The following is a 17590-nucleotide window of genomic DNA, read 5'->3' as shown; positions in this document are numbered from 1 at the left end:
CACATTGGTCCTTACTTTTCCCTTGCCTCCACCTATAAAGCCCAACAATGTGACAGCAGTGTCATGAGAAGGTCGTATGCTTCGGTTAAGCGAGGTTACATCATTCTTATGTACAAAACTTCACGTTCCCTTAGACCTCATTTCAGAAGCCCAGACTTACCCCTTATTGGTTGGCTGACAGCGGCCTTGATGCTCTCAAGCACAGTGCAGGCGCAAGATGTCAGAGGTAAAACCGAATTGATGCGCTCTAGCCTCAAGCCAGGAGTTGACCGCTTATTGAGCAGTGTGAATGAGGCTGTCACAGCGGCGGGCGGCGACTTGGATAAGCAAAACGTCCATTGGGTAATGGCGTTCAGCACTGGGCACTTCAAGTCTGATCCGCTGGGCGCACAGGCGGCACGGGAAGTGGCCTCGCAGTTCATTGCACGTGAAGCAATGACCGGCGACCAGGTGACAGCACGCGCCTGGGAACTCAAGCCCTGGGCGTTTAGGAATGCCCAGGGGCTTACCCAGCAGATCGGCACAGACAGTCAGGCCGATAAAGGCGGTGTGGAGCGGTTGTGGCCCACCACGCCCGCAGTAGGGAGCGCGGGAGGGCACGATACGGAAAGGGCCGCTGTATCGTTCACGAAGGAATTCGCGAATTCACCAGATACCGTTTTGATTCTGCTGACCAATACGGCAGCCAGCGTCGGCTCAGCAGGTACGAAGCTGCTCGGCACCAATGCTGGGAGTTATCAGAAGATGCTGGAGACATGGACGCGGGTCGCTGGGACGCAGGACGGCGCCACCCTGAATATTCCCTACACCATCAAAACACCCGGCGGCGCCGTACCGGGGCAGATGCAAGCCGTCGTGTTGCTGCCCAAGACGTTTACGGCCACTCCTCTGGGCAACACCACCCGTACACAGCAACTTGACCAGAGTGCTCAGCCGGTCAAAGCAGAAAAGAAGAACGGCTCCGCTGCTCCCTTTCTTCTGGGCCTGCTGGGGCTTGGGCTGATCGGAGGCTTGGTTTGGATGCTCATCAAGGGCGGCGGGCAAGGTGGAGCGCGGGGCAGCCTGCGCGTTGGAGATTCGAACTTCAGCCTCCGCGATATGCCCAACGGCAGGCCCTTCTGCGTGATTGCTGGCCCTGGCTACAGCGAGGAAGGGGTAGCGGTCGTGCCGGTGCAGGGCCTTCCAGCCGAACGGATTGCCGAACTCGTCCGGGTCGGCAAGGACCTTAAGGTGCGCGGCACGAGTGAAGCCGTCACGCTGAGCAGCGTCGATGGCCGTGTGGCGGTGGGAAACGCGGCTTCTTTTCCCCTGCGCCTCGATCAGCCTGACCATCAACTTGAACTGACCGGCGAGGTGCGCGGCGCGGGCGGCGTGCCGCGTGAAATCACACGCTCTCTCACCCTTTCTTATCAGCAGGGAGACCACTGATGGATTTCAACGACATTTTCAAGCAAGTTGTTCCTCTCTATACCCAGATGAACTTCTGGCTGACCATTCTGGGCACCGTGCTGCTGTGGTACGCGGTTTCAGTGGCGTTCGCGCATGTGTTTTTCGGTGCGGGCAATCGGTCGGCGGTTGATGCGGCCAATCAGGGCATGAACATCGCCCTGCTGTTGCTGGCCGTAGCGCTGGCAGCCGGAGCTTATTTCCTCTTCAAACCGACCGACCTGATCTACCTGGGAGCAGTGACCCTGACCTTCCTGCTGCTGGCCATCATCCTTCACGTCATCTTCTCAAAAATGGGAGCCCGAGCCTAATGGCAGAAAACATGCGCGTCTTTAAAACTCTCGTCATCGGGTTGGGCAGCACCGGGACGGAAATTCTGGAATCTCTGGCAGACCGAATCGATTGGGAAGTCGGAGGCCTCAGCCGCGCCCCGTGGGTGGAGTTTCTGGCGGTGGAGACGGACGTGGCGAAGCCCAACCGTTTCAACGGCACGGACGATTTCAAGACGCTCGGGGTGCCAGCTACGGCGTGGCGGGACATGCTCAATCGCCCTGAGCTGTACGACGCCAGCATCGCCCTGAACACCTGGGCAGACCTGGAAACGCTGGGGCAATTGCCCGCTCAGAGCATTGACTCCGGCGCAGGTCATATCCGTATGGTGGGGCGGCTCGCTCTGCTTTATCCGCCCAACTACAATGAGATCAAGAATGCCATTTCGCAACGAGTGGCACGGCTGCGGAACCTGACTGAAGCGCAGGCCAAAGCCGCACTCAACAAGGACAATGCCGGCCTGGAAATGTCCGTGCAGTTTGCGGTGAACCAGGCCAGCGGACAGACCGGGGTCCGTGTCATCGTCGTGGGCACGCTCTGCGGCGGAACCTGTAGCGGCACCGCCAGTGATGTAGGCATTTTGCTGCGCACCATCCTGAGTGAGGAAGAGAAGACGCTGGGGATGTTTACCCTGCCGCATCCTGACCTGGGGATCGCCCAAAAACCCGACGCGGAAATCTGGAAAACGAACGCCTATCACGCCCTCGCCGAACTGAACCAGTACCACCTGCACAACGACCGCGAGCGCTACCAGAGCATCAAGTACCCCGATAAACCCGAGGGAACGGCCATCTTGCCGGGGGACGCCATGCCCTATGACCTCGTCTACCTGCTACGCCCGAACAGTACGGAGACGATGGATCTGCTGCGCCTGTCCAATGCCATTGCCGACCGCATGTTCCTGAACGTATTTGTGCCGGAGACCGACCCGATGGCCTACATGGTGAACGCTGGCCCCGTGACCGTGCAACAGGGCCGCGCCTTCGCCTTCTCCACCTTTGGTCTATCCACCATTGAGTACCCGATGCGGCGCATCCTGGAAGCGCTGAAATACCGGACGCTGGTGCACGCCGTCGACCGCTGGAAAGACCGCAAGTACGAGGGCCGGCTCGAAGAGGACCTGGACACCATGGGGCTGACCATCCCTAACCTGACCGAATCCCTGTTGCTGGACGCCTCCGGCGCGAGTGTCCGTGCCAGCCTGGACGCCAAGAAGAACGAAGTGATGCGTGCTGTGCGTAATGGCAACGTACAGGGCGCACGCGACGCTGTGAAAGACCTGCGGAGTGCCTTTGACCGGGACACCGGCGAGGGTCTGCGCGGCCTGGTTCACCGCACCGTTAACGACAACCGCCGCGTGGCGGCTGAACGCGTCATGGAGAACGTGCGCGGCCTAGTGAGCAGCCGCCTGCTCGACTATGACCAAGGCCCCAACGTCTTGCTGGAGGTTATGCAGGGAGTGCAGCCCCGCGTGGGCGAACTGCGTGGCTGGGAACCCAGCGAGGGCAAGTCAGGCGCGGCGAACGGCGTGCTGGATGAGCTCGACACCATCCGGACCAACACCTTGCTCGGCATGTTCTTCCTGAAAGGCAAGGCGTCGCAGCAACTGTATCCCGCCCTAAGCCGCGCTCTGGACGACGAGATCAAGTCACGCGTCAATCAAAAGGTCCGCGAGGTCTTTGCCGACCGGGGCAGCGGCCAGAAGACCGAGGCCGGCACACTCAGCATCGTCGAGGAGGAAGCCGAGAAGCTGACCCGGCGCCTGACCATGCTGCGCCGCCGCCTGACCAACCAGGCCGACCGCTGGCGCGATACCCGTGCCCGTCTGGAAAACGACTCAGCCAGCGTCAACGGTCTGTCTTTGTTCGAGCCTTCTCCGAATGGCTCGGTGGACAAGGAGCAGGAACTGGCGGTCAGTGACAAGCAGCGCGAGGCCCACGCGGCACGCCTGATCCGCTCCTGGGACGCACTGGTCAAGGGCGTCTTGCCAGGCGTCAACGACCCCGACTGGTTGCTGGGAGCCTGGGCCGTCGGCCAGGACAACTTCGAGCGGGCGCAGCTCAACGCACTGGAACAGGCCGCTGTAGAACCGTTCGAGAGCAGCCTACGCAGCAGTGGTAAGGACGTGATTCGCCGCCTTTACGAGCAGCGCAGCCCGAGCTTCGATCCGGACAGTCAGGCCATGCACGCCGCCACCCAGGCCGAGCTGTTCTTGCAGCTCAATGAGCCCCTCGGTCAGGTGGACCCCATGAGCCCTTTGCCGCGCCGCAAGCTGCTGGTCGGCATGCACATGACTCCCGACTTCCGCCGCGCTATCCAGCCGTGGGTGAACAAGTCCCCCGAGGCAAAGGAAACCGAGGGCATCGATCCTTACCGCGTCGTGATGCTCGAGGAGTGGTACCGCTTTGCTCTGCGCGGTGCAGACGACGTGCGTGAACTGTCGTACAGCAAGCCCACCCGCTTCAACACCTACTTTACCCGCAAACGCAGCGACATTGACTGGACACCCATCAACGACGCGGAAATTCGCAAGCTCCAGGAAGCAGAGCAGTTGGTCTTCCTTTCAGCTCTCCACGGCAACCTGCAACTGACGGGCGGGCACCTGGTCATGGAGTGGCCACAGCAGCCCGGCGAACCCACTGAACCGGAAAAGCGGGCGCGGCGCTTTGCGGGCAGCTTCGGCAAGGCCGCGCGGCAACTGGCCTTTGAGCCGCAGGACAGCTCGCGGCCCTCCAAGAGCCTCACAAATGCCGCGACGTACCTGCGTAGCGAGATAGAGGCACGGCGCAAAGCCATCGTGGGCCGTTACCCCACGCCCGCCGAGGGAAGGCAGGCTTACGTCAAATGGCTACACGACAATATGAGCAGCAGCAGCGCCCGCGCTGTTCGGGACTGGAGCGATCAGGCAGCCCAGACGGCCCTGATGGCGTACCTGACGCAGGATGCTGACCTGAGACAGGCCCTGCTGGAGACATTTCCGCCCGATAACAACCTCATTGACGGCCTGTACAAGGACAAGGGAGAACGGCTGCCCAAAGGCCGCGTTGCCAACACTCAGGGGTACTACTGCCGGGTCTGTGGTGGCCCAGTGGGCGAAACCTTCGAGGACGTCATCGGCCAGGGCCTGAAGTGCGAATACCACCCTGATGACGTTGAGCATCCCTTCGGCCAACGCTACAGCGTGTTCGGGTAAACCATGAGTGAATTTCTGAATACCCTCTTTCAGTTGAGGCCCGAAGGCTGGCTGGTCCTGCTCGCCGTCATGTTGCCGCTTACTCTTTACTTCATGCGGGCCCTGGCCGTGGCTCGTCAGCGGCGCCAACAGGAACGGAGCTTTCTAGAACAAATCCGCCAGGTAGTCTTGCCTGCCCTAGACACCGAGGACCCGCCAGAATCCGACGAAGTGGCTGAGGACGCCTGGCGTGCCGCGCAGGCCTTGCCCGCCACCAGCGCCGTGCGGCAAGCGGTGGTGGCTGTGACCCGCGCCCGGACTCTTGCCACGCCGGACTTGCAGGCGGCGACGCAGGCCGTGGGCGCCGCCGCACAAGCTGGCCTCTCGTCGGCGCGCAACATTCCCAACCTGCTGATGCTCGCTGGTTTGCTGGGCACGGTGATGGGCCTCGCCGGGTCAATCGGAACCCTCGTGACTCCGATCCGCAACGCCGCGCGGGCCACAGAGCCGGGAGAACTTGCCGACGCCCTTGCCAGCACCATGAGTGTCATGCAGGGGGCGTTTGGGGCAAGTCTGTGGGGCATCCTGCTAAGCCTGGGCACCGGGGTAGCCTTTGCGCTGGCCGCCCGCGCGCAGGAAACCTTTGAGGACGAACTCAACGCCTTTGTACACGCCGAACTTGTCCCAGCCACCTTCCCCCGCGCCATCACTTCGCAAATGGAGCGCATGGGCCGCTACCTGCGCGACGCGGGCAATAGCTTTCAGGACATTCACAAGAGGCTGCAAGACGTGGCGGTCCAACTCGAAAGCGTGCTCGGCAAGGCGGGCGACACTCTGGGCCAGAGCCTGACGCAACTCTCGGACACCAGTGTACAGATTGAGCAAGTTTTCGGGCAGATGGACACGTCTGTCAAGGAACTCACTGTGGGCCTGAGTCGCGGCGTGTCGGACCTGGTGCAGGCTCAGGAAAGCGCCGCCTCGTCCCTGCGCACGAGCAGCACGGAGTTGCAGCAGAACCTCGCTCAGCAAGCGACGACGGTCAGTCGCCTCCAGGACACGGTGCAGGCCACCACGTCCGAACTGCTCAAGCAGATCACCCGTGTCGGCGATCAACTGGGCCGGGCAAGTAACAGCTTTGAAGAGTCGGGCCAGACCTTCCGCACCGAGCAGAGCAATTACGCCGCACGTCTCGATCACTCCTTCAGCGAATTGTCCCGCGCCCTGAGCCGCTCGCGCGCCGAGGTACAAAGTGGGGATTGAGCGCCGCCGTGCCTGGAGGGAAGGATGAGCACGTCGCGTCTTCGGGGCGACACCAACCCTTACATCGCTTTCAGTGACCTGACGCTGAACCTGATTTTTGTCCTGATTTTTTTCATCGGCGGTATTCTGGCGGTGGGGCAAGCGGGCTGGGATCAGGTGAAGTACCGCAAGGCCCAGGAGCTAGTCGTCGCTGCTGTCCGGCGTGCGCCGCTTTCGGTGCGGCCTCAGCTCCTGTCACCCGTGCAACGCAACGATCCTCCAGGCGCCCAGCGTTGGGTTTTTCGTTCGGAGAACATGTTTGTCGGTGAGAGCGCTGTTCTGACGCCTGAGGGAGAGACCGCCCTGGTGGATTTCGCTCAGGTGCTGCGCTCTCAGAAAAAGAACTGGAAGCGGATCCGGATCGAGGGGCACACCCAGACCTCCAGGCCCAATACACCGGAGCGGTGGGACCTGTCTGCTACGCGAGCGAGTGCAGTCGCCGCCGCGTTTTACCTGCGTGGTGGCATCAGCCCGAACCGGCTGGCGGTGGCCGCCCGCGGTGGTCAAACGCCTTTCAACGGTCACAAGTTCGCGCCGCAAAACGAGCGCGTAGAAATCGTCGTCGAGTACGCGCAGAAGAGTACACCCTAGCCTATGACCGCCCTCTCAGGTTTGCTTCAAGAAGCCAGCGACCCTGGCACACCAGCGGCGCGCCTGGCGCAGTTGGCCGCGCATTCCAACTCGGCTGTGCGGCGCGCGGCGCGGAAACACATGAGTTTTCCCCCCGAGCTCGCGCAGGTGATAGACCTCGCCGAGCGGACGCCCCAGCTTCTGACGCCCGAGCAGCTCGCCCTGCTCGGCATTCTGGGGACATATACAGCCGCCATAGCGGCGCAGCATCCGGCCACGACCGACGAGACAGTCATCGAACTGATCCTCAATGGGCACATCAAACAGCTTCTCGACTATCGGCCCAGTCGGGGAGAAACCTGGATCATTGCCCAGGCGCAGGAAAATCCTGGCCTCTGTGAGTACCTCAAGACGAACGCTTCCGTGCCTATGCGAATCCGGAAAGCAGCAGCCAAATTGTCTCCTTCAGCCCCCGCCGCTCCTCTCGCCGAGCCGCCTGCGGTACCCGAAGCGGCTGCGCCGCAGGACACAGCAACGGTCTCTCAGTGCGCAGCGCAAGTGCTCAGGCCGCTCCGCGAGCGCCTGCTCGACCGCCGAACTGATCCAGAAATCACGGCGGACGAAACGGCGGAAATTCAGGCCACCCGCAGGCTCTGGTCACTGGCGGCGCGCCACCCACTGCTTCCGCTGGACCTGCTGCTGTGGCTGGATGAGCAGCGGCCCTACGGTGAGGCGCGGGAAACGTTGTTGCGGCGCCTGGAAGAAGGCCCGCTAGAAGAAAGCCTGCTGCTGAACTTTGCCTGGAAAGGCACCTGGGAGGAGCGGGCGGCAGTGGCCCGCAATCCGGCCCTTCCCCGAGAAGCCCGACTGGGCCTGACGGTGGACCCGGACTGGTGGGTGCGCTCCGCCGCCGCCGAGAACCCGAATGCAGAGCCGGAAGAACTGGCTGCTCTGGCGCAGGACCCGGACCATGTGACCATTCGTGAGCATGTCGCCAGCCACCCTCACGCCAGTGGACCGACCCTGTTGGCACTGGCCGGTGACGGAGACCACGCCGTCCGGTTGCAAGTGGCCCGCAACCCGAGCAGCCCACCAGAAGCCCTGAGCCTGCTGGCAGGAGACGCGCGCTACGCCATCCGTGAGGCGGTGGCGGCTCATCCCTATACACCCAGTGAGGTTCTAGACGCGCTCGCTCAGGACGCCAACGAACGCGTGCAGTTCGTCGCCAACCTGCGCCGGGCGCCCCTGAGCCAGGCTCAGGCGCAGCAGGCGTTGGAGACTCGCCGCCGCAATGCGAAGCTCGCCGTTGCCGCCCAGCAAGCGCCCGCCGAGATGCTGGTCCGGCTCAGCAGGGACCGCAGCCCCCGGGTGCGGGCGCAAGTGGGCCTCAATCCGCATACCCCGTCGGCTGCCCGTGCCCTGTTGCTGGGTGATCAGGTGCCCGAAGTGCAGCGCGTTGCGCAGGCCGCGAGCCCGAGCACGCCAGGACAGGAACTGGCGGCTCTTCCCCTGTTCGACGCCCGGGTGCGGGAGGGGCTGAGCAGCAATGTCAGCACGCCGGATGACCTTCTGGTCGCCCTCAGTGACGACCCCCTGCGGGACGTTCGCCTGAACGTCCTCCTTAATCCTGCTGCCCCTGGTGGCGCGCTGGAACGCCGGCTGCCGGAACAGCCTATGCGTCCGGTCATCCGACAGCATCCACGCTACGGACAGGTGCAGGCCAAACTCAATGACCTCGAATGGGAGGAAGTGGGTCAGCCAGACGTGAGTGCGGAGGCGCTGGCTTCACTCGGGCAGAGTGACGCCTTGCGCGTGCGCTGTAAGGTCGCCTCACATCCCCGCACGCCTCAGGAAACACTTGAGGTCCTGGTCAATGACCCGGAGGAAGAAGTCAGGTCCGGCATCATCAGTCGCAGTGAGGAACTCGCCTTCGGATTGCAGGTTGTGCTCGCGCAAGATGCGAGTGCGCAGCTCCGTCAAAAATTGCTCCGGCGCAAGGATGTGGACCCCAATGTGCTGAGCGTCGTGTTGAAGGCTTCTCTCAACGACGGAGACATTCTGTTGTCCTTGGTCCGTCACCCACTCGCCACGCCGGAACTGCTGGCCGAGCTGGCCGATGTCACGAGGACCGAGATTCGGGAAGCCGTCGCCCGCGATCCGCGCACGCCTCCTCCCACCCTGGAGAAGCTGACCATGGACTCTCAGGCGTCCGTTCAGCGGAGCATTCTCCGCAACCCTGCCTGTACTCCGGCCCTTCTGCGGCAACTGGCTAATCATCGTCACCTGCGGCTGGAAGTGGCCCACCATTCAAATACGGACGGTGGCACCCTGGAACATCTGGCCTACGACGCGGCTTACGAGCGCTTCTTGCGACTTGAGCGCTGGACCCGCCGCCTGCCGTTCGGTGAACATGTTCTGCTCAGGCGCTGGCGGCGCTGGTCAAAACAACGCGCTTCGGCACGGGCTCTTTCGGACGTGCTGATCCTGTCCGCTGTCATCGTGCACCCGGCTGCCACGCCCAGGGCAGTTCGGATGGCGTCTCGCCTCGATCACCCGAATATCGAGCAGGCACGGCAGGACCGTCAACATGCGGCGCGTCAGGAGGCCCACCATGGCTGAGTGGCCTGAGCAAGGAGCCCGGAGAGCCGGAAGGTATCTGCTCGATGAGCAGTTGCACAGCACCCCACACGAGGCACTTTACCGAGCTCACACCGAGTGGAACGAGCAGGTTTTGGTCAGTTTCTATGCGGTTGCAGACCCTGGCACACCTCGGGGTCAACGGGCAAGGCAGACTTGGTTGAGGTACGCCCGCAGTCTTTTGCAGGTGCACAGTCCCCACGTGCTGCCCGTGCGTGATTTGATCGATGAAGGCGAGTGGCTCTCTCTGGTCTTCGAACCGCGCCGCACCATCACTCTACGTGAGCTGCTGTCCGCTGGGCCAGTTTCACCGGAACTGCTTCAGCCCCTGACAACGGCGCTGTTTGAAGGCTTGTCGGCTGCACATCAGGGCGCTCTGCTCCATACCCAGATCAGTCCGGAAGCCGTCTGGTTTGATACACAGAAGCGGCCACTGCTGGCAGAATTTGGACTTGCACGGCGCACCGCGCAGGAACTTCGTGACCACTGGCCGCACGACCCGCGTTATGCCGCACCGGAACTGCTTTCGGGGGGCCCTTATACCCCCCAGACGGATTTGTACGCTCTGGCAGCCACCCTGCTCGAAGCGGCGACGGGCACCGCGTTGTCCCCCGTCTCGGCACGGCAGCAAGGCGTGCGGCTCCCCAGCTGGCCAGCAGGAATTCCGCCTCAAGTTGCCCACGCCCTCGAATCCTGCTTGCAGTTGGACCCGGCTGTCCGCGCCGTAAGCGCCGCCGAGGTGCTGGAAGAACTCCGACGCGCTCAGCCCACTCAGGCAATCCTTTCGCAGCAGGAACCTCCCGCTCCTCCACCTTCTGTTCCTTCACCCCCGGCGGCTCCCCAGTCACCTGACCCTGGACCGACACAGTCACGCGCCGGCTTTCCGTGGTGGATTCCACTCGTGATTGGCCTTGTTGTCCTGGGCGGGTACAAGTTGGCCTCCACACCGCGATCCTCAACGGTCACAGCTGTCAGTGAAAGCACGTCGGAGAATGACGTCTCTGCACCCACTGAAACTCCGGAGGAGGTGCAGGTTCCCGTCGCAGAGCAGTCGCAAACAGAAGAACAGCCTCCTGAACCGGAGCCTTCACCTCCTGCTGAGCCTGTGCCTACCGATCCTGAACCTCCAGCCGCCATCATCCCGCCGCCAGAAGCGACGCCTGTCGAAGCGCTGCCGCCCAGTGAAGACCCCATCACGGACGATGAAGTTGTGACCTTCGTGGACGATTACCTCGCCGCAGGCAGTGGTCATGACCTGACGGCAGCGATCAATCACTATGCTGACCGCGTCACTTACTTTGACCAGGGTCTTCAGGCCAAAGCAGCGCTGCGAAAGGACAAAGCTGGGTATTTCAAGCGCTGGCCCGAGCGCTCGTATCAGCGGGTTTCCGAGGTTCAGACCCTGTCCGAAGGCGCCAACACCCGACAGGTGCGCTTCAACTACAGCTATGACCTGACCCGGCCTGGCAAACAACTGACCGGGCAGGCCTACACCGATCTCGGGCTGATCAAGACTGGAGGACAGCTCTTTATCACCAGCGAGACAGGGAAGATCTTCAAGGAACTACAGCACAGCGTCACCACGGAGTTGCCCACCGAGCCATCTGCCGACACAGTTGCCGAAAGTTCAGAAACGCGGCAGGGCGCCCCCAAATTTCTCAATTGGACATTTGGCGGCTGCGTGGATGACGCCGGTGGCACAGAGCAGGCCTACCTCACACCCGGGCAAATCCAACATTGTGCCGTCGTCATCGAGACGATTCCTAATGGGACCAGCCCCATACGTGCCGTGTTCAACTACGAACTGGAGTACGAGGAAGACGGTACGACGCAGAAATTTCCCATTGATGCTCCAGACGTCTGGCCGTCACAGACTGCCGGGGTTTTGGCGACTGACTTTCTTCAGGACGGCAGCACCTTGATCTTTACTCTGCCACTCACTGTACGGGAGCGCTCTGATCGCTCGTATACGCAGATCAACGCCATCGGAACAGTGACCTTCGACAACGGCAGTGAAAAGAATGTCTATGTCAAGATTCCTATCTACCGGTAAATCCGATCCCTTGGGACCAGACTTGTTGCTCATCAATATTCAGAGCACCGTTCCTGTCCCTAAGCCGATCCTGAGATGCTCGTTGAAGTAAGCGGCGCCGATTAAACGGTCTATCGCAAACAAAAAGTAAAACCCCCATCAAAAGTGGGGGTTCTTCTGGTGCACCCTGTAGGACTTGAACCTACGACCGACCGCTTAGAAGGGGGATGAGCGGGAAAACGGGCGAGGGGTGCCCCGTCGAGCGCTTAGGGGCAGGCGCCGCGCCCAGACGGTAAAAATGTATCTCAGGCGTTACGCCCCAGGGGGTACGGGGGGCGGTCATTCTGCCCAGTACGTTTGACAACCGTTTGACACCCTAGCCGCCTCACTTATGCTCAGCCGTAACAGGGCGTAAGATAGAGATATGTCCGCCCCCGTGACCCTGCCCACCCCTAAACGTGTAAACGTCTGGGGCGCGTATGTCATAAGGGTTAACGGCGGCTGTGTTTATCTGCCCGTGCAAATCGTCACGGGCGGTTGGCTGGGCGAACCTCGCCGCGTCGAGGTTGAGCTTATGGCACATGACGTACCCACCCTGGGCAACGTTACCCCTGACGGTTCGCTGAGCGTTCACCCTGACCCCTGGACTGCTCGCCACTACCGCCGTGCCGTCATGCGCGGGGCCGGGGTGTACCGCTGGGGCCTCTGGGCCATGCTCGCCCCTGGGCGGCCCGCTGCTAAGCCTGACGCCCAGGCGGGGGCAGCGCTGGGGGGGGAGCCGGTAAACGGGGCTGAGCAGCTCGCGGGGTTTGCAGCCTGGGCAGCGCCGGTAGAGAAAATGAGTCTGGGGCTGCCCCGCACTTACATAGCCGCGCCTCAGCCCGCTTATCTGACTGAAAAGCTAACCACAGCGGCCCAGTACGGCTACCACTGGGGCAACATCCTTCTAAGTCTTGCAAAGCATCTCCCAGGCGGCCCGCAGGCAGTTGTAAAGCAACTCATGCATGGGTTTGAACCGTTAGGAGCGCAACTCAGGGCGTCCCTCTACTCGTTCGTTCTCCAACTTCCCAAAGGGCGCGAGCACCGTAACGAGCGGCGGCAATTCTGGCGAACGGTACGCGTGCTGCTACGGGTACTGCGGCGCATGGCTCCCCGTAAACCTAAGCGGCGGCCCCCAGTTCGTCGCGCCCCTCGCCCGCTCTACTCGCGGGCCATACCCCCAGCCGCACCCCTCGCGCCCCCTGCCCTCGCCTGAGCTGGCAGCGCTGCCCCTGACCGGGGAAGCGCTCACCGGGCAACCTGACACCCCTACGCCGTAAACGGTACGCGGCGAGTCAGGCCCGCCCAGCTCTACCCCTAGCCCCCTGCGCTCGACGCGGGGCGCGGCTGGGGTGTACCGCGAGGGCTTTACATGACCACCCCTAACCCCAGCACACATGCTGAAAACCTGACCCGCTCGCCCAGAGTGACGAACGGGCGCAAACGTACCACCCTGACCCCTGAGCAGCTCGCAACCCTGCCCGTGCTCGACGTGGTAGAGACGGCGGCCCTGTTGCGCGTCGGGCAAGACCTCATCAGAAACGAAATTAAAGCGGGCCGCCTGCTCGCTGAAAACTACGGCACCCCCGCACGGCCCGTGTACCGCATTCACCGCGCCCAGCTCGACGCGTGGCGGGCCGAGCGCTCGACGGCTCAGGGGCAAAAATGAAACCGCCCCATATGGCAGGCACGGGGCGGGGGCAGGCTGGCGGGCTTGCCCAGAGTCTACCGGAGAGCACCGCGAGCGGGGCCGCGTGCATTTTCGTATGTGTTAAGGCGCCCCAGAAACCCCTAAAACCTGTTTTCTACTCTGGGGCAGAGGCAAAAACCCCGGCCCAGACGGGGAAAACAGTAGAAAACGGGGCCGGGGGTTTGAGTAGAATCGTCTCCCCCCCTACCGCCCCCATAACCTCGCGGCCTACTCCTACTCACACCGGCACCGCCCAGGGCGAGCGCGAGAAACCCGCGCCCAGCGCACAAAAACTGTTCACCCTGCCCCCGCTGGGGGGGGAGGGTAGCCCAGGGGGTTTTAGGGGGGAAGTGTTTTCTACTCCTACTCCCCAGGTGCTCGCGTTCACCCCCTCGCCCCGCGTCCTGTACCGCGAGCTATGCGAGCAGCACGCGAGCCTGAGCGAGTACATAGAGCGCGAGGCCCCAGAGATGCGGGCACGGGGCGAGTATGACGCCCTGGGCGAGCTGGAAAAAATCGCGGGGCGGCTGCTCGACAGGCTCAGCGAGCTACAGGCGAGCGGGGCGCACCTGGGCAGCGCTGGGGGTGCTCGATGACCGCGCCCTTTGCTGACCGTATCGCCCAGGCTGAGGCCCTGGCGAGCTGGGCCGCGTTGGTGCCGGTGCCCCAGGGCACGAAAGGCCCCCGCGCGAAGGGATGGGATTCTGACCCCGCCCAGTGGATTACCACCCCCAGCGCTGCCCGCGAGTACCTCACGGCGCACCCTGGGGCCGGTGTGGGGTTGCTGCACTCTGAGAGTCAAACCGCCGCGCTCGACATAGACCACGACGGCGCGGCGCTCGCACTCGCGGCGGTGGGCGTAGACCTCGCGGCGGTGCTCGCCTCTAACCCCTACCGGGTCAGGGGTAAGAAGGGTGAAAAGCCTATTTTCCGCGTCCCTGACGGGCTGAGCCTGAACCGGCACGCCCTGAGCTGGCCTGACCCCAGCGGCAAGAAAGGCCCCGGCGGGCGGCCCGCCCCGCTGACCATTTTTGAGCTACGCGGCGGGGCTGGGGTGCAGGACGTGATGCCGCCCAGCGTGCACCCTGACACCGGGCGGCCCTATGAATGGACGGGGCCGGTGCCCGCCTCGCTGGGCGAGCTGCCCGAACTGCCCCCCGAACTGCTGAGCCTGTGGCAGCGCTGGGCGGCCCTGTTGCCGGTCATGCGGGCCGCGTGCCCCTGGGCACCGGCTGAGCTGCCCGCCCCGGCTGAGCGTGACCTGAACCGGCTGGGCGGTGGCAGCTCGCGCGGCGGTGAGGGCGAGGGGGCGAGCGTCATAGACACGTTTAACGCCTCGCGCTCACTCGCTGAGGTGCTGGGCGAGCACGGGTATAAGGGCGGGCCTCATGGCCCCTGGCTTTACCCCGGCTCGTCGAGCGGTCAGGCGGGCGTGAGGTTGCGCCCTGAGCGCACCCCGCGAGGCGCTCAGGTGGTGATGAGCTGGCACGCTGCCGACCCCCTGGGGGATGGGCTGCCCCGTGACGCGTTCGGAGTCTGGGCGCTGCTCGCTGAGGGTGTGGACGTGTACACGGCTGACCCTGCCCAGCGGCGCGAGTTGGTCAAGCGGGCCGCCCGCGTGCTGGGGTTGCCTGAGCCTGAGCGGGGCAGCGCTGGGGGTGGCGCCCCCCGCCCCGCCGCCGCTGACCTGCCCCCGGTGGCCTGGGGCGAGGTTGCCCCTCTGCCCCCGGTGACTGAACCGGTGCCGCCGCTGCCCGTCGAGCTGCTGCCCGCCCCGCTCGCCCAGTGGATACAGGCTGAGGCGCGGGCGGCGGGGCTGCCCTTAGAGGTGCTCGCGGGGCCGGTGCTCGTCGGTGCTGGGGGGATGCTCAGCGCGGCGGTGAAACTGAAAAACGCCCCCAACACCCCAGCGGTGCCCGCGAACCTCTGGGGCGCGGTATGCGGGCGGCCTGGGCTGAAAAAAACCTACGCCGTGAATAGAGGGGCGGCGGTGCTGACTCGCGCCCAGAAAGCAGAGTTTGACCGGCTCGACGCCCAGCGCTCAGAACTGGAAACCGCGAGAGGTAAGGCGGCGGCCCAGCTAGAGGCGCTAGAAGCCCGCGTGAAACGGGCATTTAAGGGGGGCGGTAAACCCGTCGAGATGCCCTCAGATGATGAGCTGACAGAGGCACGCGAGGCGCTGCGCGAGGCTGAGGCGGCCCTTACTGCCCGGTGGTACGTGGTCAACGACCCAAACGCCGAGACGCTGGGCGAGATTCTGAGGGACAGCCCCCAGGGTGTGACGGTGGTACGTGATGAGCTGACCGGGTGGCTCGCGGGGTTTGAGCGCTCAGGGCGTGAAACTGAACGGGCGTTTTATTTGGAGGCGGCAAACGGCACCGAGTCTTTTACGCTCAAGCGCGTCTCTCGCGGGGTGGTACATATCCCGCTGATGTGCGCTGGGGTGCTGGGCGGTATCCAACCGGGGCCGCTCGCTGACGTGCTCGACGCCCAGCGCGGGGCCGGTGACGGCCTCTTACAACGGTTTCAGGTGTTTATCTGGCCTGACATCTTCCCAGAGTTTGACCAAGCCGCCCAGCGCGAGCCGGTCAGCGAGGCGCTCCGCGAGGCGGCGGCGGCGGTGCTCGACGGGCTGGGCACCTTGACCCCTGAGAGTCTGGGCAGCGTGTACCCCAGCGGCGGCCCGGCCCCGCTGCTCTACACCCCAGAGGCTCAGGCGGTTTACGACGCCTGGGAACGTCAGCACGCCCAGGCCCTAAAAGACCTCAGCCGGGGCGAGGCATACCGGGCGCATATCTCTAAGCAACCGGCAACATTTGCACGGCTCGCCCTGATTTTTCACGCGCTCGACGTGGTGACGCTGGGCAGCGCTCACCCTCAGCCCGCCCGTGTTGGCGCTGAGGCGGCGGCGCTCGCGGCGGTGTGGTGTGAGTACCTCGCGGCGCACGCCCGCAAACTGTGGCGCGAGGGGCGGCGGGCTGACGTGCTCGACGCTCAGACGGTGCTGGGGTACGTCGAGCGGGGCCGCGTGTGTGATGGTCACAAGGTGGCAGACGTGCGCCGGGTGCTCGCTGAGGGTAAGGCGGGTATGACCGGCCCCCGGCTCGACGCGGCTCTAAAAGTGCTCAGCGAGTGCGGGGCCGCGAGGGTAGAAGTCAGCACGCCCCCAGGCGGTAAGGCGGGCGGGCGGCCCGTGAAAACGCTCAGGGTGCACCCTGACGCGCTCGCGGCGCTCGACGGGGCAGAGGGCGAGGGGGTGAGCGCGTGACGTTTTCCTCAGATTTTCTCGCCCAGCTCAGGGCGGCACGCGGGCAAACTACCCCCAGCGCTGCCCCGCCTGAACCGGTTCAGGTGCCCGCGCCGGCCCCGGTGCCCTCGCTGCCCCCCCGCCCCGCACCTCGCCCCCCGGTGCCCAGCTCGCCCCCGGTTCAGGGGCCGCCCGCTGCCCCGCCGCGCCCCCAGACTCGCCCCGTGCCCGATATGGCAGCGCGGGCGGCTGAGCGCGGGCGGTGCGGCACCTGTAGACACTTCACTGCCGCCCCAGACTGGGGCCGCCTCATGGGGGAGTGTTCGTTAGGCTGGGCGGTTCATACCCCCTGGGCACCGGGCGGGCCGGGGCCTGATGCCCCGCCGCTGCCCGTCATGCACGCGGCGGCCCGGTGTATGTGTCACGGGGTGGCCCCCCGCTGGGCGCTGCGCCCTGGGCTGAAACTCGCTGAGGCTGAGCGGGGCGAGTCATGACGCGGGCGAAAATGAACGCCGTGACCTGGGCCGCGCTCGACGTGTACGCGGGCACGGTAGAGGGTCAGGCGGTGCCGGGGCTGGGCGAGCTGCTCAGCCGCGAGGCCCCCAGGCTGGGCAGACTCAAAAACGCGGCCCGCTCGACGGCTGAGGGGCTGGGGGTGCTCACCCCAGGCGGGCAGCTCACCGCCCAGGGCCTCGCGGCGGTACGTGCCCACGTCGAGCGGTTAGGGCTGGGCAGCGCTGGGGGTGAGAGGTGAGCACGCGGCACGAATACGCGCCGGCGCTGCTCAGGGCATACGCCCAGGCCCTCAGCGCGAGCGGCTGGGGCACCCTCGCGGCCCAGGTTCAGGCCCTCGCGGTGACCGTCGAGCACCGCCCCCCCAGCGCGGCCCAGCTCGACGCCCTACACGCGGCGGGGTACGTGACCGGCGCGGGCACCCTGACCCCTGACGGCTGGGCGGTGCTCGCCCAGGTGCTCGACGCGGCAGCGCTGCCCCCAGAGGGTGAGCGGTGAGCGGCGGGCGGTTCAGGCTCAGGCGGCCCGCTGAGGTTGACCCCCTGCTCTGGGAGCTGGCCTCGCGGGGCGTCAGGCTCGTACTCATGGAGGCGCACGCGAAAACCCCAGAGGCGC

Annotated in this window: 12 protein-coding genes; all 12 read left to right on the top strand. The window is 64.5% G+C overall.

Going from position 1 to position 17590, the window contains the following annotated elements:
• Positions 1-108 precede the first annotated feature (108 nt).
• The 12 genes from DR_RS02785 to DR_RS02730 all read left to right on the top strand — a co-directional run bounded on the left by DR_RS02785 (position 109) and on the right by DR_RS02730 (position 17473).
• Positions 109-1428: a hypothetical protein gene (locus DR_RS02785; RefSeq protein WP_162177565.1), complete on the top strand. Its 1320-nt coding sequence runs from the start codon at positions 109-111 to the stop codon at positions 1426-1428.
• Positions 1428-1757, top strand: coding sequence for a hypothetical protein (locus tag DR_RS02780; protein WP_010887184.1), 330 nt, complete (start codon positions 1428-1430; stop codon positions 1755-1757). Before DR_RS02785 ends, DR_RS02780 begins: the two co-directional genes overlap by 1 nt.
• A gap of 11 nt (positions 1758-1768) precedes the next feature.
• Positions 1769-4969, top strand: coding sequence for a tubulin-like doman-containing protein (locus DR_RS02775; protein ID WP_227085991.1), 3201 nt, complete (start codon positions 1769-1771; stop codon positions 4967-4969).
• 168 nt (positions 4970-5137) lie between these two features.
• Positions 5138-6208 carry a hypothetical protein gene (locus tag DR_RS02770; protein ID WP_227085990.1) on the top strand — a complete coding sequence of 357 codons (1071 nt, stop codon included), beginning with the start codon at positions 5138-5140 and terminating at the stop codon, positions 6206-6208.
• Positions 6209-6232: 24 nt separating this feature from the next.
• A complete protein-coding gene (locus DR_RS02765; RefSeq protein ID WP_010887181.1) occupies positions 6233-6838 on the top strand; it encodes an OmpA family protein in 606 nt (201 codons plus the stop codon).
• A gap of 3 nt (positions 6839-6841) precedes the next feature.
• Positions 6842-9436, top strand: coding sequence for a hypothetical protein (locus DR_RS02760; protein WP_027479533.1), 2595 nt, complete (start codon positions 6842-6844; stop codon positions 9434-9436).
• Positions 9405-11507, top strand: a complete 2103-nt coding sequence (locus DR_RS02755) for a protein kinase domain-containing protein (protein ID WP_010887179.1) — start codon at positions 9405-9407, stop codon at positions 11505-11507. Before DR_RS02760 ends, DR_RS02755 begins: the two co-directional genes overlap by 32 nt.
• 1390 nt (positions 11508-12897) lie before the next feature.
• Positions 12898-13194, top strand: coding sequence for a helix-turn-helix domain-containing protein (locus DR_RS02750; protein ID WP_010887177.1), 297 nt, complete (start codon positions 12898-12900; stop codon positions 13192-13194).
• A gap of 395 nt (positions 13195-13589) precedes the next feature.
• Positions 13590-13811, top strand: a complete 222-nt coding sequence (locus DR_RS02745) for a hypothetical protein (protein ID WP_027479535.1) — start codon at positions 13590-13592, stop codon at positions 13809-13811.
• Complete coding sequence (locus DR_RS02740; RefSeq protein WP_010887175.1) at positions 13808-16483, top strand: DUF3987 domain-containing protein; 2676 nt, start codon at positions 13808-13810, stop codon at positions 16481-16483. Before DR_RS02745 ends, DR_RS02740 begins: the two co-directional genes overlap by 4 nt.
• A 469-nt stretch (positions 16484-16952) precedes the next feature.
• On the top strand, positions 16953-17216 hold the full coding sequence (locus DR_RS02735) for a hypothetical protein (RefSeq protein WP_010887174.1): 264 nt from the start codon (positions 16953-16955) through the stop codon (positions 17214-17216).
• On the top strand, positions 17213-17473 hold the full coding sequence (locus DR_RS02730; protein ID WP_027479536.1) for a hypothetical protein: 261 nt from the start codon (positions 17213-17215) through the stop codon (positions 17471-17473). The genes DR_RS02735 and DR_RS02730 overlap by 4 nt, the downstream gene beginning before the upstream one ends.
• The last annotated feature ends 117 nt before the right edge of the window (positions 17474-17590 follow it).

It is taken from the genome of Deinococcus radiodurans R1 = ATCC 13939 = DSM 20539 (assembly GCF_000008565.1).
GTDB lineage: Bacteria > Deinococcota > Deinococci > Deinococcales > Deinococcaceae > Deinococcus > Deinococcus radiodurans.
This window is presented reverse-complemented; position numbering and strand designations above follow the sequence as displayed.

Bases quoted from the DNA above. Each gene is read 5' to 3' on its own strand.
- DR_RS02785 (WP_162177565.1), top strand. From the start codon at position 109: ATGTACAAAACTTCACGTTCCCTTAGACCTCATTTCAGAAGCCCAGAC.
- DR_RS02780 (WP_010887184.1), top strand. From the start codon at position 1,428: ATGGATTTCAACGACATTTTCAAGCAAGTTGTTCCTCTCTATACCCAG.
- DR_RS02775 (WP_227085991.1), top strand. From the start codon at position 1,769: ATGCGCGTCTTTAAAACTCTCGTCATCGGGTTGGGCAGCACCGGGACG.
- DR_RS02765 (WP_010887181.1), top strand. From the start codon at position 6,233: ATGAGCACGTCGCGTCTTCGGGGCGACACCAACCCTTACATCGCTTTC.
- DR_RS02760 (WP_027479533.1), top strand. From the start codon at position 6,842: ATGACCGCCCTCTCAGGTTTGCTTCAAGAAGCCAGCGACCCTGGCACA.
- DR_RS02755 (WP_010887179.1), top strand. From the start codon at position 9,405: ATGCGGCGCGTCAGGAGGCCCACCATGGCTGAGTGGCCTGAGCAAGGA.
- DR_RS02750 (WP_010887177.1), top strand. From the start codon at position 12,898: ATGACCACCCCTAACCCCAGCACACATGCTGAAAACCTGACCCGCTCG.
- DR_RS02740 (WP_010887175.1), top strand. From the start codon at position 13,808: ATGACCGCGCCCTTTGCTGACCGTATCGCCCAGGCTGAGGCCCTGGCG.
- DR_RS02735 (WP_010887174.1), top strand. From the start codon at position 16,953: ATGACGCGGGCGAAAATGAACGCCGTGACCTGGGCCGCGCTCGACGTG.